Annotated in this window: 15 protein-coding genes; 10 read left to right on the forward strand and 5 right to left on the reverse strand. The window is 64.7% G+C overall.

The genetic code is table 11. The features are described 5' to 3' along the window. On the forward strand, positions 1–205 hold a 205-nt coding region (locus DYI24_RS28035), incomplete at its 5' end, for a hypothetical protein (protein ID WP_205523452.1). 68 nt (positions 206–273) lie between these two features. On the opposite strand, the gene DYI24_RS09450 is transcribed toward DYI24_RS28035, so the two are convergent. From DYI24_RS09450 to DYI24_RS09470, 5 genes are all read right to left on the reverse strand, one after another. Further along, positions 274–1185, reverse strand: a complete 912-nt coding sequence (locus DYI24_RS09450; protein ID WP_107346486.1) for an ABC transporter permease — start codon at positions 1183–1185, stop codon at positions 274–276. Positions 1186–1195: 10 nt separating this feature from the next. Then, on the reverse strand, positions 1196–2209 hold the full coding sequence (locus tag DYI24_RS09455; RefSeq protein WP_107343501.1) for an ABC transporter permease: 1014 nt from the start codon (positions 2207–2209) through the stop codon (positions 1196–1198). A gap of 174 nt (positions 2210–2383) precedes the next feature. After that, complete coding sequence (locus tag DYI24_RS09460) at positions 2384–4003, reverse strand: ABC transporter substrate-binding protein (RefSeq protein WP_164572100.1); 1620 nt, start codon at positions 4001–4003, stop codon at positions 2384–2386. A gap of 374 nt (positions 4004–4377) precedes the next feature. Then, entirely contained in the window at positions 4378–4842 is a 465-nt protein-coding gene (locus tag DYI24_RS09465) for a hypothetical protein (protein WP_011157035.1), read from the reverse strand. A gap of 254 nt (positions 4843–5096) precedes the next feature. Then, a complete protein-coding gene (locus DYI24_RS09470; RefSeq protein ID WP_011157036.1) occupies positions 5097–5336 on the reverse strand; it encodes a hypothetical protein in 240 nt (79 codons plus the stop codon). A 339-nt stretch (positions 5337–5675) separates the two neighbouring features. On the opposite strand from DYI24_RS09470, the gene DYI24_RS09475 reads away from it, so the two are divergent. The 9 genes from DYI24_RS09475 to DYI24_RS09515 all read left to right on the forward strand — a co-directional run. Beyond that, positions 5676–6683: an ABC transporter substrate-binding protein gene (locus tag DYI24_RS09475; protein ID WP_164572101.1), complete on the forward strand. Its 1008-nt coding sequence runs from the start codon at positions 5676–5678 to the stop codon at positions 6681–6683. Positions 6684–6729: 46 nt separating this feature from the next. Continuing rightward, positions 6730–7545, forward strand: coding sequence for an ABC transporter permease (locus DYI24_RS09480; protein WP_164572103.1), 816 nt, complete (start codon positions 6730–6732; stop codon positions 7543–7545). 4 nt (positions 7546–7549) lie between these two features. Next, the gene (locus DYI24_RS09485; RefSeq protein WP_164572104.1) at positions 7550–8335 is read left to right on the forward strand and encodes an ABC transporter permease; all 786 of its coding nucleotides are present in this window, start codon (positions 7550–7552) and stop codon (positions 8333–8335) included. After that, positions 8332–9393 carry an ABC transporter ATP-binding protein gene (locus tag DYI24_RS09490; RefSeq protein WP_164572106.1) on the forward strand — a complete coding sequence of 354 codons (1062 nt, stop codon included), beginning with the start codon at positions 8332–8334 and terminating at the stop codon, positions 9391–9393. The genes DYI24_RS09485 and DYI24_RS09490 overlap by 4 nt, the downstream gene beginning before the upstream one ends. A gap of 24 nt (positions 9394–9417) precedes the next feature. Then, on the forward strand, positions 9418–10248 hold the full coding sequence (locus tag DYI24_RS09495) for a phosphodiesterase (protein WP_164572109.1): 831 nt from the start codon (positions 9418–9420) through the stop codon (positions 10246–10248). A 100-nt stretch (positions 10249–10348) separates the two neighbouring features. After that, entirely contained in the window at positions 10349–10744 is a 396-nt protein-coding gene (locus DYI24_RS09500; protein WP_264075930.1) for a response regulator, read from the forward strand. Positions 10745–10874: 130 nt separating this feature from the next. Further along, the gene (locus DYI24_RS09505; protein ID WP_164572107.1) at positions 10875–11720 is read left to right on the forward strand and encodes an alpha/beta fold hydrolase; all 846 of its coding nucleotides are present in this window, start codon (positions 10875–10877) and stop codon (positions 11718–11720) included. A gap of 348 nt (positions 11721–12068) precedes the next feature. After that, positions 12069–13721, forward strand: coding sequence for a phosphoglucomutase (alpha-D-glucose-1,6-bisphosphate-dependent) (gene pgm / locus DYI24_RS09510; protein WP_164572108.1), 1653 nt, complete (start codon positions 12069–12071; stop codon positions 13719–13721). Positions 13722–13900: 179 nt separating this feature from the next. After that, positions 13901–14123 (forward strand): NnrU family protein (locus tag DYI24_RS09515; protein WP_246701209.1); only part of this gene is annotated, 223 nt, incomplete at its 3' end.

The raw sequence follows: 14123 nt of genomic DNA on the forward strand, positions 1-14123 counted from the left end.
GCACCGCCTTGACGATGCCGCGCCGGGTGATGAATTCGACCGTGAGGTCACGGACGTCGAGCAGGGGCTGGGTGGTCATCGCGGCATCTCCACCTGGTGGCTGTCACCGCCGGGCTTGACCCGCCTGCGGGGCCGAAGCCCCTTCGGCGCGGCGAAGGCCCGGCGGTCCATCGCTCTCGGGAAGACATTTTGCGAAGCGGGATAGATGGCCGGGGCAAGCCCGGCCATGACGGAGACGTGCGGGGCGAGGGAAGCAGCTAACATGTTCATCGCTCACGTCCTCCGCTGCGGGTCGAAGATGTCGCGCAGGCCGTCGCCGAGCAGGTTGAAGCAGAACACGGCGATCATCAGCGCGAGGCCGGGGAACAGCGCGATCCACCATTCACCGGAGACCATGAACGAGGCGCCTTCCGCGACCATGATGCCCCACTCGGCAGTCGGCGGACGGACCCCGAGGCCGATGAACGACAGGCCGGCGGCGTTGAGGATCGCGTAGCCCATCGTCAGCGACATCTGCACGATCATGATCGGCATGATGTTCGGCAGGATGTGCACCAGCAGGATGCGCATCTCGCTGTTGCCGGACAGCCGCGCCGCCATCACGAAGCCGGCTTCGCGGCGGACATTGGCCTCGGCACGGGCGACGCGGGCATAAAGCGGGAAGTTCACGATGGCGGTGGCGATGATGATGTTCTGCACCGTGTTGCCGAGCGCCGCGACGATACCCATCGCCAGCACGAACAGCGGGAATGCCATGATGGTGTCGGCGATCCGGCCGACGATGCGGTCGGTCCAGCCGCCGAAGTAACCCGCTGCGACGCCGGCGAGGCCGCCCATCAGGAACACCAGCACCACCGAGGCGACGGCGATGAACAGATCGAGACGTGTCGCGACCACGACGCGGCTGAAGATATCGCGGCCGAGCTGGTCGGTGCCGAACCAATGTGCTGCCGACGGGGCTTTCAGCGCCTGCGCTGTGTCGCTGGCGAGCGGATCGTACGGGACGATGTAAGGTCCGAACAGCGCCGCGAACACGATCACCACCAACAGGCCGAAGGCGAAGGCGGTGACGCGGTTGTCGCCGAGCACGTAGCGGGTGTGCTCGATGGTGTCCCGCAGAGCAGAGCGGCGCGCGGGCTTGGCGCTGGCGGAGGTTTCGCCGATCGGAGGGGCGACGCTGGTCATGGTCATGCTCCTAGCCTTCCAGCCGCACGCGTGGGTCGATCACGCCGTAAAGAATGTCGATTGTCAGATTGAGCAGCACGTACATCACCGCCATGGTGAGCACGAAGCCCTGCACCGGCGCGAAGTCGGACGCGATCAGCGCTTCGACCGCGTAGGAGCCGATGCCCGGCCAGGCGAACACCTTCTCGACCAGCACGTTGGCGCCGAGCAGGAACGAGAACACCATCGACAGCGTGGTGATCACCGGCAGCATCGCGTTGCGGAACGCGTAGGTCATCGTCACCTTGCGCGGCGACAGGCCGCTGGCGCGCGCGGTGCGGACAAAGTCAGAGGCAAGCACCGCCAGCATCGAGGCGCGGGTCATGCGGGCGATCGGCGCCAGCGAGAAGATCGCCAAGGTTGCTGCGGGGAGCAGAAGCTGACTCAGCGCCGACCGGAAGGTCTCGAAGTCGCGCGCGATCAGGCTGTCGATCAGATAGAAGCCGGTGACCGTCGGCGGTGCCGAGTAGAATACGTCGAGCCGGCCGAGCGGCGCCGGGGCCCAGCCGAGCTTGAAGTAGAACACGTAGACCAGCAGCAGGCCGGTGAAGAACACCGGCAGCGACACGCCGGCGGTGGTGGTGACGCGGCAGAGGTGATCGATCCACGAACCCGGCCGCGTCGCTGCCATGATGCCGAGCGGGATCGCGATCACGATCGCCAGCGCGAGGCCGAGCAATGTGAGCTCGGCGGAGGCGGGCAGGCGGTTTTTCAGTTCAGTGACGACGGGCTGGCCGGTGGTCAGCGACTCGCCGAGGTCACCGCGGGCGAGATCGGTAGTGTAGCGGACGAACTGTTCGGGCAGCGATTTGTCGAGGCCGAGCTTGTGCCGGATCTGCTCGATCGCCTCCTTGCTGGCCGCAGGCCCGGCGAAATACGCCGCTGGATCGCCCGGCAGCGCGCGGGTCAGCAGGAAGGTGACGATCACCACGCCGATCAGGCTCGGGATCGCGAACATCAGGCGTTTGCCGATCAGGGTGAGCATTGGGTCATACCCTTAAGTCATCGCGTTAGAGAACATTGCGTCGTCACACGCCGCGGTCTGCTCCCCTCCCCATTGAGGGGAGGGGGCGGGGGCCCAGGCCCAGCGCCAGCGTCGCCCTCACCCCGGCCCTCTCCCGCAAGCGGGAGAGGGAGAAGAGGAGCGTCTTCGTCACGCTCAGCCCTTCACCATCGTTCGGTAGTCGAGCCGGCGGTGGAACCAGTAGGCGAAGCCGGAGACGTTCTTCTGCATCGCGACGTTGAGGTAGGGCTGGTACAGCGGGACGCGCGGGATGTCGGTGAAGGCGAGGTCGACGAAGCCCTTGACGTCGCGGTCGTAGGTCGCGGTGTCGCCGGTCGCCGCGGCGATGCGGGAACTGTCGATCAGCTTATCCATCTCGGGCGAGTCGTAGCCCATCGTGTTGAAGATCGACTTGCCGGAGTGATAGCACCAGTAGAAGAAGTACTCCGGATAATCGAGCCAGCCCGAGAAGATGTTGACGTAGAGCGGCATCACCTTCTTGTTCAGCTCGGTACGCCAGTTGGCGCCGGGGATCTTATTGATGGTGCAGCGGATGCCGATCTGCGCCAGGCTCTCCTGGATCAGGATACACATCGGCTCGTTGACGCCGGCGAAGCCGAGGTCGAACGACAGCGTGGTGTCGAAACCGTTGGCATAGCCGGCCTCGGCCATCAACGCCTTAGCCTTGGCCATGTCGGTGTTGTACTTGGTCGGCTGCGGCCACTTCACTTCGGTCGGCTTGTCGGCGGCGGCGCCGAACATCGGGTTGGCGAGGCCGAACATCACCGCGTCGATGATCTTCTGATACGGCACCGCATAGGCCACCGCTTCGCGCACCTTCGGATTGTTGAACGGCGGCTGGGTGACGTTCATGCCGAGATACTGGATGCCGTTCGAGATCGGCAGCGACACCACGTTGACCTTGCCGTCGCGCTTCATCTCGGCGAAGTCCTGGTTCGGAAGTTCGTAGGAGATGTCGGCGTCACCGCGTTCCAGCAGCGCCCGCCGGTTGCCGGCCTGCGGCACCATCCGCCAGATCACGCGCTTGATCTTCGGCAGCGGGCCGCCGACCCACTTGTCGTTGCGCTCCATGATCACTTCGGTGCCGGCGGTCCACTTCACCACCCGATAGGCGCCGGAGCCGGCGGTGTTCTGCTTGGTGTATTCGAGACCCCACGGGTCCTTCTCGGTGGCGTTCTTCTTCACCAGCTCGGAGTTGACGACGCAGGGCACGATCACCGCGAGATCCGGAATCGTCAGCCGGTCCTTCTTGAGGAAGTCGACCCGCACGGTGTGGTCGTCGACCACCACGAACTGCTCGGGCTTGGTCAGCGAGCCGGCGCTCATCTGGAAGGTCGGGAAGCCGCCGACGCTGACCGAGCGATCGAGCGACCACTTCACGTCCTTGGCGGTGACCGGCGTGCCGTCCTGGAAGGTGGCGTTCTTCTTCAGCTTGAAGGTCGCCGACATGTCGCCGATCACCATGTCGTCGGCGAGCTCGCCCTTGAACTTGTCCTTGTCGTAGTAGGGAACGCCGCCGGGGCCTTCCTTCATTTCGTGGGTGATCAGTCGGTCGTAGCAATTCCACGACACCTCGTAGCCGGGCACGTTGGTGCCGACGCCGTGGATGTCGAGGTTGTTCGGGCCGCTTTCGGAGACGACCAGCAGAGTTTCGGACCGGGCGTCGGCCTTGGCGGCCGACCAGATCGCCGGTGCAGGCACCATCGCGCCGGCGGCGAGGGCTGTAGCGGACTTGAGGAAATCACGACGCTTCATATGCGGCTCCAAAAGCAACGAGGAAGTAGCTGATGGAACTGGTTCGCAAGCTTCGTGCCAGACGCTCAAATCTGCATAACCGTCTGAAATGTAGATGTATTTTTATAAATGGGGGTTGGGAGGGCCGCCTCCACTCCGCCCAATTGCATACAATGCGCAGAATTTGCACAAAGAATGTGCAGTCATCGTGCGGTGGATCGATGTTGAGCGGGAGGGGCCGCGCCGCACTGGCGCCGCCTGCGGAAGATCGGCCTTCGAAGGCGGCTGCGCGGCACTAGTCCGATGGTCGCTGAGGGGGAGCGGCCAAAACAAAAGCGGCGGGGAAATCCCCGCCGCCTGCGTCGTCAGTGGCTCGAACGATCCGCCAGAGGCGATCAGTTGATCTTGGCGCTTTCGTTGCGGACCTGGGTGTACAGCACGCTGTCGTTGGCCGGCTTGGCTTCGATCGCGGTGGTCGGGCGAACCACCGGACGGTGGCTGCGATACACTTCGAAAGCGTACCAAGCGGCGACCACGGCGGCGATCAGCGCAACCTGGCTCGGCGGCAGGATCAGCGACAGCGCGATCAGCGCGGTTGCGACCGTGCCGGCCTTCACCACGCTCTCACCGTCGTGGAACATGGCGTTGAAGCGTTCCCAGTTCTCGCCCTTCCAGAACGGAGCCGAGAACCGGTCGAGCGCGAACCGCGTCCATGCGCCGGCGAAGCCGAGCTTGCGCGCCCACATCAGATAGAGCGAGCCCGCAAAAGCGAGCAGCGAGACCAGCGCGCCGACCGGACCGGCGGCGTAACCGATGACCACGACCAGCGCGGCCGTGAATGCAATGATCCAGTATTGCATTGTGTGACCCTTTCACCCGCTTGGCGGGCGCCTTTCAGATTTGATTCGATGGCGGCGTTAGCCGGCGCATTATGGGCTGTTTTCCACAGCGGCGCCGCAAAAAATTGGCGCGTTAGTTATTCATCCGATTAGCACTTTGGTCAAAGGTAATTAGTTATGGCGCGCTCTGCGCCAGAAATGACCGTCGGGTGCGACAGCCTGCCGCGACCCGACGACCGTGCGCTGATTATCGAGGATGATCTTACCGTAGAACGTCAGCGAGCGAGGCGGCTTTCGGCTTCGGCGATCTTGGCGTTGCGGATGCGCTTGGCGTCGCGGCTGGCCATGAACGGCATGCCGAGCTTGCGCGCCTTCACCTGCACCGATGAACGTGCGCGCTTCAGGGCGGCTGCCGCGCGCACCGCCGATGCGCCGCTGGCAATCAGCTCCTTCAACCGCTCGACCTGTTCGTCGTCCCACGGTCTACAAGCATTGCTCTTGGCGGACGTCGGCATCAGCAACTCCTTTCGCTGTCGGGCCCGCTCGCCGGTGGCTAGCGCGCGGGCAGGGCATGTGAAGGTTCGTGCGCGAACTCTGCGGCTGGCGGGTCGGTTGTCGATGGTCGCAGCACAGGCTCGGCGATTGGACTGGCCCGGACGCGATCAAGCCCTCGTCGGGAGGCCGGGCGCAGTCGTTCGCGTCTCAATCATTTGCAGCAGCGAAAGTTCCTGGTTGCGGCTCGCGGCACCTATTACCGGCGCTGTCGCAAACCTGTCATCGGCGATCGATAGGGGAGGGCACGCAGCGGCGGCCTTGCCGCCCGAGGCTGCGCTCAGTCGAAAACGAGGAAGCCGATGAAACTGGTCCGGTTGATGACCGCGCTATGTGCGCTGTCCGCATTTGCATCGCTGCAGCCGGCGAAGGCTGCGGATGTGATCTGCTACAATTGCCCGCCGCAGTGGGCCGATTGGGCGACCATGCTGAAGCAGGTCAAAGCCGATCTGGGCTACGACATCCCGTTCGACAATAAGAATTCCGGCCAGGCGCTGTCGCAGCTGATTGCCGAGAAGAGCAACCCGATCGCCGACATCGGCTACTTCGGCGTCAATTTCGGCATGAAGGCGAAGGCGCAGGGCGTCACCCAGCCGTACAAGCCGGCAAAGTGGGACGAAGTCCCGGCTGGCCTGAAGGATCCCGAAGGCGAATGGACCGCGATCCATTCAGGCACGCTCGGCCTGTTCGTCAACGTCGATGCGCTCGGAGGCAAGCCGGTTCCGGCGTGCTGGAAGGATCTCGAGAAGCCGGACTACAAAGGCATGGTGGGCTATCTCGATCCGCCCTCGGCGGCGGTCGGCTATGTCGGTGCGGTCGCGGTCAATCTCGCGCTCGGCGGCAGCGATCAGGATTTCTCGCCGGCGGTGTCGTTCTTCAAGAAGCTGCACGACAATGACGCGATCGTGCCGAAGCAGACCTCTTACGCCCGCGTGGTGTCGGGCGAGATCCCCATCCTGTTCGACTACGATTTCAATGCCTATCGGGCCAAGTACACCGAGAAGGGCAACTTCGCCTTCGTGATCCCGTGCGAAGGCTCGGTCGTGTTCCCCTATGTGGTCAGCCTGGTGAAGGGCGCACCGGACGCCGACAAGGCCAAGAAGGTGATGGACTATCTACTGTCCGACAAGGGGCAGGCGATCTGGACCAACGCGTACTTGCGCCCGGCGCGGCCGATCGAATTGCCGCCCGAAGTCAAGGCCAAGTTCCTGCCGGACAGCGACTACGCGCGCGCCAAGAATGTCGATTGGGCCAAGATGGAAGCTGCCCAGAAGGCGTTCACCGATCGCTACCTCGCCGAAGTCCGCTGAGCCGGTCCCTCGTCCCGGCCGGTGACGGCCGGGACAGCTCCAAATCATGAAGCACCGACGTTTCCTGTTGATCTGCCTGGCGCCGCTGGTCGTGCTGACCGCGGTGTTCTTCCTGCTGCCGATGGCGCGGCTGGTAGTGGTCGGCGCCGAGGGGCCGCAGGGGCCGGCCGGTTATCTCGCGATCCTGCTGGAGCCGCGCTACCGCGCGACGCTGATCAACACCTTGCTGCTCGCCGCCGCCACCACGGTCGCGACGCTGATCATCGCCACCATCGCCGGGCTGTTCCTGCAGCGGCACCGGTTTGCCGGCCGCGCCGTGCTGATCGCGATGCTGACGTTCCCGCTGGCGTTCCCCGGCGTGGTGATCGGCTTTCTGATCATCCTGCTGGCCGGGCGGCAGGGTGTGATCGGCGATCTGACGCGGCTCGCCACCGGCACCAAGGTGGTGTTCGCCTATTCGATCTGGGGGCTGTTCCTCGGCTATCTGTATTTCTCGATCCCGCGGGTGATCCTCACCATCATGGCGGCGGTGCAGAAGCTCGATCCGGGGCTCGAAGAGGCCGCGCGCTCGCTCGGTGCCAGCCCGTGGGCTGTGCAGCGTGACGTGGTGCTCCCAGCGCTGGTGCCGGCGTTCGTCGCTTCCGGCGCGATCGCATTTGCGACCGCGATGGGGGCATTCGGCACCGCCTTCACGCTCGCCACCAATATCGATGTGCTGCCGATGCTAATCTACACCGAGTTCACGCTGGCGGCGAACTTCGCCACCGCGGCGTCGTTGTCGGTCGGCCTCGGCCTGATTTCCTGGGCGATGCTGGCGCTGGCGCGGTCGCTGACCGGCGGCACCGTGGCGGCGACGGGCTAGGCAGATGCGCGACCGCCTGATCTTTGCCGGACAATTGCTGTTCACGCTGCTGGTCGCTGCGTTCCTGGTGGTGCCGGCGCTGCTCTCGATCGCAGCGGGTGTCACGGCGAACTACTTCCGCGGCATTTCATCCGGCGTCACTCTGCAATGGGTGGTGCAGGTGTGGACGCTGTATGCCGACAGCATCGTGTTGTCCTTCGTGATTGCACTGGCGACGCTGGCCGTGACGCTGGTCGTCGGCGTTCCGGCCGCCTACGCGCTGCATATCCGAGGCGGCGCCTGGTCGCGGTTGATCGAGGAGGTAATCACGCTGCCGCTGGCGATCCCGGGCCTGGCAATCGCGCTGGCGCTGCTGCTGACTTATGGCAGCTTCGGTGAGTTCCGCCGGTCCTGGCTGTTCATTCTGGTCGGCCATGTGGTGTTCACCATGCCGTTTATGGTGCGCTCGGTGATGGCGGTGTTCGCCACCATCGACATCCGAACCCTCGATGAGGGCGCCGCCTCGCTCGGCGCATCGCCGGCGCGGCGGTTCGTCGATGTCATCGTGCCGAATGCGATGCCGGGCATTCTGGCCGGGGCTCTGATGGTGGTGACGCTGTCGCTCGGAGAGTTCAATCTCACCTGGATGCTGCACACGCCGCTGACCAAGACATTGCCGGTCGGCCTCGCGGACAGCTACGCGTCGATGCGGCTCGAAGTCGCCTCGGCCTACACGCTGATCTTCTTCATCATGATCGTCCCCTTGCTGGTGGCGATGCAATTGCTCGCTGAGCGGGAGCCGAAACGATGACGGCGGATGACGGACACGGCGTCGCGGTCGAGATCGCGGCCTGCGGCAAGACCTTTGCGGACGGCACCCGCGCGCTGGAGCCGGCAAGCCTCAGCATCGCACGCGGCGAAACGCTGGTGCTGCTCGGTCCGTCCGGCTGCGGCAAGACCACGATGCTGCGGATCATCGCCGGGCTGGAGAGCCCGGATGCCGGCGGGCGGGTCTTGTTTGACGGCGCCGACGTGACCTCGGTGCCGATCGAGAAGCGCAATGTCGGCATGGTGTTTCAGTCCTACGCGCTGTTTCCCAACATGACGGTGGCCGACAACATCGGCTACGGGCTCAAGATTCGCGGCGTCGCCAAGGCGGAGCGCGCCGCGCGGATCGCCGAACTGGTGGCGCTGACCAACATCGCCGGGCTTGAGCATCGGCGGATCGATCAGCTCTCCGGCGGCCAACGCCAGCGCGTCGCTCTCGCTCGCGCCGTGGCGATCCGTCCCGCGGTGCTCCTGCTCGACGAACCGCTTACGGCGCTCGATGCGGCACTTCGCGAGCGGCTCCGCGGCGAGCTCGACCGGTTGCTGCGCTCGCTCGGCATCACCACGATCTACGTCACCCACGATCAGGCCGAGGCGATGGCGCTCGGCGACCGCATCGTGGTGATGAGCAAGGGCGCGATCGCGCAGGTCGGCACGCCGCGCGAGATCTATTTCCGCCCGGCCACTCGGTTCGTTGCCGAGTTCGTCGGCGCCGCCAATATCATCGAGGCCGAGATCGCCGATGGGGCGCTGCGATTGCCGGGCGGACACTGGCGCGTCGCGGGAAGCAATAGCCACAGCCGCGCGGTCGCGATGATCCGCCCGGAGACGATCCGGATTGCGGCACCTGAGGCCGCAACGCTGCAGGGCGTCGTCGACAGCGTCAGTTTCGTCGGCGACCGTCAGCGCGTCGTGGTGTCCGGCGCCGCCGCGCGGCCGCTGGCGATCGACGCGCCGAATGCGCTGCCGATCCGGGGCGGCGATCGCATCGGCCTCGTGGCCGATCCCGAATCCATCCGGCTGCTGCCCGAGCACCTGTGACGAACCAGAATGAGAGATCCGACCATGCCGCCGAAGCCGATTCTGATCGCCCAGATTTCAGACCTGCATATCAAGGCACCCGGCGCACTCGCCTACGGCAAGGTCGACACCGCGGCGGCGCTGACCCGCTGCGTCGCAGCGCTGAATGCGCTGACGCCGCGGCCCGATTTGGTGGTGATCTCCGGCGATCTGGTCGACACCCCAAGCGCTGAGGAATACGCGCATCTCGAACGACTGTTGGCGCCGCTGCAGATTCCGTCCGTTGCCGTACCGGGCAATCACGATTCCCGCGACCTGATGCGCACCGCGTTCGCCCAGCCAACGTTCCCAGCCGAGGGACCGCTCAATCAGCTCTATCCCGTCGACGGGATCGATATCGTGCTGCTCGACTCCAATGTTCATGGCCAGCCGCATGGCGAGCTCGATGCCGGGACGTTGCAGTGGCTCGAGGCGGTGCTGTCGTCGTCGGATCACCGGCCGGCCTTGCTGTTCCTGCATCATCCGCCATTCGCCACCGGCATCTGGCACATGGATCGCCAAAACCTTCGCAACGCCGTGGAGTTCGCGACCCTCGTCGAGCGCTATCCGTGGGTGCGGCTGGTCGCTGCGGGCCACGTGCACCGCCCAACGGTGACCGGCTTTGCCGGGACTGTCGCGACGATCTGTCCGGCCCCCAATCACGCGGTGGCGCTGGATCTCGGCGAACAGCTCGCGCCGTCGTTTTGCGTCGAACCGCCGGCGTTTCATTTGCACGCCTGGTTCGCCGAGCGCGGCGAACTCGTCACGCATCAGGTCCCGATCGGAGCGTTCGACGGCCCGCATCCGTTCTTCGGCGCCGACGGCAAACTGCTGTGAGCCGTAGAACCCTGCGGCATTAACGACGCTACGGGATTTAGGAACAATTTTACCGAGGGAAACCTCTCGGGCCCGGAACGATCAAGAGGCTAAGCCCTTGATGATCGGTCGGGACGGTAGAGGGATGACTGAGGTGAGCAGGAGACCTGTTGTGCTGGTGGTCGAAGACGAACCGCTCCTGCGCATGAACGCCGTCGATATGATCGAGACGGCCGGATTCCAGGTGCTCGAGGCCGGATCGGCCGACGATGCTATCGCGATTCTTGAGAAGCGCGACGATATCCGCGTGGTGTTCACCGACATCCAGATTCCGGGCTCGATGGACGGCTTGAAGCTGGCCCGCGCCGTGCGCGGCCGATGGCCGCCGATCAAGATCGTCGCCACCTCGGGACGGGTGCACGTGACTGCGGATGATCTGCCGGATGGCGGCCGGTTTGTACCAAAGCCGTACACTCCCGAGCAGATTACCGGATTGCTGCGAGAAATGTTGGCCTGAACTGGGATCGGGCCACGATGGCACTTGCCCGTGCGCTTTCCAAAATTTAATCGTATCGTTCTAGAAATAGGTCTTTTCGAGCTATCCTCCCGTCCCAGCTAAAGAATAAGGGAGGACGGACTAGGATATCATGAAACGGCCACTGATCATTTTCTGCCTGCTGAGCGTGGTCGCCGCCGCGGCGTACTTTTCATTCAGCCATTGGGCGATCAGGCACGAGACGCTGACCTTCTTCGACGAAGCGCGCGGTCGTCCGGTCGCGATCGATCTCGCAGTGCGGCGAGACGCCGAAATGAAGGCCGAGGCCGGAATGGTGACGCTGCCGGTCGCGGTGGTCAGCCACGGCAACACCGTCAAGAACACCGAATACTCGTTCCTGGCCAACGTGCTCGCCGCGCGCGGCTATCTGGTCGCCAGTATCCAGCACGATCTCCCCGACGACAAGCCGCTGATGACGGTCGCCGGCTCGCTCTATGTCGGGCGCCTGGCCGTGTACGAGCGCGGCGAGCAGAACATCTTCTTCGCCCTCAAGGAGCTGAAGAGGCTCGAGCCCAACGCCGACTACGATCATCTCACTCTGGTCGGGCATTCCAATGGCGGCGACATCTCGATGTTCTTCGCCCAGCAGCACCCCGAAATGGTGCGGCGCGTGGTGACGCTGGACAATCTGCGGGTGCCGTTCGTCACCTCCGGCTTCGCCAAGATCCTGTCCTTCCGCTCCAAGGATCCGCAGTTCAAGACCGACCCCGGCGTGTTGCCCGATGCCAAGACCGCCAAGGAGGCCGGCATCGAAATCATCGACACCGGCGCCCAGCACACCGAGCTGAGCGACCGCGGCCCGGACAGCGTCAAGGCGCGGATTCAGTCCACGCTCGACAAGTTCCTGTCCGACGAGGGGAGCAGCAAGTTGCAGCCGCTCGACGTGCAGAAGGACATCAAGCGGATGTACAACGATCCGCGGGCGATGGGGCCGTAGCGCATTGAGCTGGCGTGTCAGATCAGTGCCGCGCCGATCAACGAAAAGGGCCTCGCGCCGCTGAAGCGGCCGAGACCCTTTCAGAATACTGTTACTGCGCGCGAATTAGCGCCAGAACAGCGCCAGCAAAATGATGATCGGCAAAGGGATCCCGATCAGCCACATCAACGCGCCTTTTCCGAAAGTCATGTCTCATCCTCCAGTCATCCAACCTGGGGCGATAACCGTGTCACTCGCGAACTGTTCCGCGCTGGCGCCCTGGTTCAAACAACTCATCCGGATGCCGTCTTGACGGCCGACCCGCGCCGGGCGAGGGATCGGACCTGATCTGAAGTCATGGAGTGCAAGATGGCTGCGAAGGTGAGCCCGCTGGCGGGCAAGACCGTCGATCCGAACAGTCTGGTCAACGTCCCGCGGCTGGTGACGGCGTATTTCGCCGGCAAGCCGGACCCTGCGGTGGCGACCGAGCGGGTGGCGTTCGGCACCTCCGGGCATCGCGGATCGTCGCTCAACAATGCCTTCAATGAGAACCACATCGTGGCGGTGAGCCAGGCGGTGTGTGATCATCGCCGCGCCGCCGGCATTACCGGTCCGCTGTATATCGGCATCGACACCCATGCGCTGGCCGAGCCGGCGCTGGTTAGCGCGCTCGAAGTCTTCGCCGCCAACGAGATCGACGTCGTGATCGACGACCGCGGCGGTTACACGCCGACCCCGGTGATCTCGCACGCGATCCTCACCCACAATCGCGGCCGCACCGACGGCCTTGCCGACGGTGTGGTGGTGACCCCGTCGCACAATCCCCCCGAGGACGGCGGCTTCAAGTACAATCCGCCGAACGGCGGCCCGGCCGACACCGACATCACCTCGGCGGTCGAGAAGGCCGCCAATGCGATGCTCGAAAACGGGCTGAAGGGCGTCAAGCGGATCTCCTACGATCGCGCCCGCAAGGCGGCTTGCGTGCATCGCCGCGACTACATAACCCCCTATGTCGAGGACCTCGCCAATGTGGTCGACATGGAGGCGATCCGCAGCTCGGGCGTGAAGCTCGGCATCGATCCGCTCGGCGGCGCCGCGGTGCATTACTGGCAGCCGATCATCGAGCGCTACAAGCTCGACGCCAAGGTGGTCAGTGACGCGGTCGATCCGACCTTCCGTTTCATGACCGCGGATTGGGACGGCAAGGTGCGGATGGACTGCTCGTCGCCTTACGCGATGGCGCGGCTGATCGGGATGCGCGACGACTTCGACGTGGCGTTCGCCAACGACACCGATGCCGACCGCCACGGCATCGTCACCCGCTCCAGCGGGCTGATGAATCCGAACCACTACCTGTCGGTCGCGATCGCGTATCTGTTCGCGCACCGGCCGCATTGGGGCCGCGACGCCGCGATCGGCAAGACCGCGGTATCGAGCGCGATGATCGATCGCGTCGCCAACAAGATCGGCCGCAAGGTGGTCGAGACTCCGGTCGGCTTCAAATGGTTCGTCGACGGACTGATCGGCGGCAGCTTCGGCTTCGCCGGCGAGGAGAGCGCCGGCGCCTCGTTCCTGCGCCGCGACGGCAGCGTTTGGACCACCGATAAGGACGGCCTCATCCTTGGCCTGCTCGCGGCGGAGATCACAGCGGTGAGCAAGGCCGACCCGGGCGAATTGTATCAGCGCCTCACCGCAGAACTCGGTGCGCCGTTCTATGCGCGGATCGATGCGGCGGCGTCGCCGGCCCAGAAGGCGCTGTTCAAGACCCTGACCGCCGAGAAGCTCGGCATCACCCAGCTGGCCGGCGAGCCGGTCACTGCGACGCTGACCAAGGCGCCCGGCAACGGCCAATCGATCGGCGGCGTCAAGGTCACCACCGCTAACGGCTGGTTCGCGGCGCGTCCGTCTGGCACTGAAGACGTCTACAAGATCTACGCCGAGAGCTTCGTCAGCGCCGATCACCTCAGCGAGATCCAGCACGAAGCCCAGGCCGCCCTCAGCGCAATGTTCGCCGCAGGTTGACGCGCGACAACGTTGGAACCGGCAAGCCGGGCGATGACCTAGTCGAACGCAGAGCTTCGTCATTGCGAGGAGCGAAGCGACGAAGCAATCCAGGAGTTCGCGACTGACGCTTCTGGATTGCTTCGCTTCGCTCGCAATGACGGACTCTTCTGCCTCGGGATCGGGTTGGAAGGTTCCTTATGTCCGGCTGGACTGAATTCGTCGCCGCCTTCGCCGTGTTCCTGCTCAGCCACGCGATTCCGGCGCGGCCGGCGGTGCGGGCGCGGCTGGTCGGCGCGCTCGGCGAGCGCGGCTTCCTGATCGCCTACAGCATCGAGTCGTTGATCGTGCTGACCTGGCTGATCGTCGCCACCGAGCGGGCGCCGTTCGTCGAGGTGTGGCCGTTCGAGACCTGGCAGATGT

It is taken from the genome of Rhodopseudomonas sp. BR0C11 (assembly GCF_010820945.1).
Lineage (GTDB): Bacteria > Pseudomonadota > Alphaproteobacteria > Rhizobiales > Xanthobacteraceae > Rhodopseudomonas > Rhodopseudomonas palustris_H.

Excerpts from the sequence above, each read along its gene's own strand:
- DYI24_RS09450 (WP_107346486.1), bottom strand. The coding sequence starts at position 1,185 with ATGACCAGCGTCGCCCCTCCGATCGGCGAAACCTCCGCCAGCGCCAAG.
- DYI24_RS09455 (WP_107343501.1), bottom strand. The coding sequence starts at position 2,209 with ATGCTCACCCTGATCGGCAAACGCCTGATGTTCGCGATCCCGAGCCTG.
- DYI24_RS09460 (WP_164572100.1), bottom strand. The coding sequence starts at position 4,003 with ATGAAGCGTCGTGATTTCCTCAAGTCCGCTACAGCCCTCGCCGCCGGC.
- DYI24_RS09465 (WP_011157035.1), bottom strand. The coding sequence starts at position 4,842 with ATGCAATACTGGATCATTGCATTCACGGCCGCGCTGGTCGTGGTCATC.
- DYI24_RS09470 (WP_011157036.1), bottom strand. The coding sequence starts at position 5,336 with ATGCCGACGTCCGCCAAGAGCAATGCTTGTAGACCGTGGGACGACGAA.
- DYI24_RS09475 (WP_164572101.1), top strand. The coding sequence starts at position 5,676 with ATGAAACTGGTCCGGTTGATGACCGCGCTATGTGCGCTGTCCGCATTT.
- DYI24_RS09480 (WP_164572103.1), top strand. The coding sequence starts at position 6,730 with ATGAAGCACCGACGTTTCCTGTTGATCTGCCTGGCGCCGCTGGTCGTG.
- DYI24_RS09485 (WP_164572104.1), top strand. The coding sequence starts at position 7,550 with ATGCGCGACCGCCTGATCTTTGCCGGACAATTGCTGTTCACGCTGCTG.
- DYI24_RS09490 (WP_164572106.1), top strand. The coding sequence starts at position 8,332 with ATGACGGCGGATGACGGACACGGCGTCGCGGTCGAGATCGCGGCCTGC.
- DYI24_RS09495 (WP_164572109.1), top strand. The coding sequence starts at position 9,418 with ATGCCGCCGAAGCCGATTCTGATCGCCCAGATTTCAGACCTGCATATC.
- DYI24_RS09500 (WP_264075930.1), top strand. The coding sequence starts at position 10,349 with ATGATCGGTCGGGACGGTAGAGGGATGACTGAGGTGAGCAGGAGACCT.
- DYI24_RS09505 (WP_164572107.1), top strand. The coding sequence starts at position 10,875 with ATGAAACGGCCACTGATCATTTTCTGCCTGCTGAGCGTGGTCGCCGCC.
- pgm (WP_164572108.1), top strand. The coding sequence starts at position 12,069 with ATGGCTGCGAAGGTGAGCCCGCTGGCGGGCAAGACCGTCGATCCGAAC.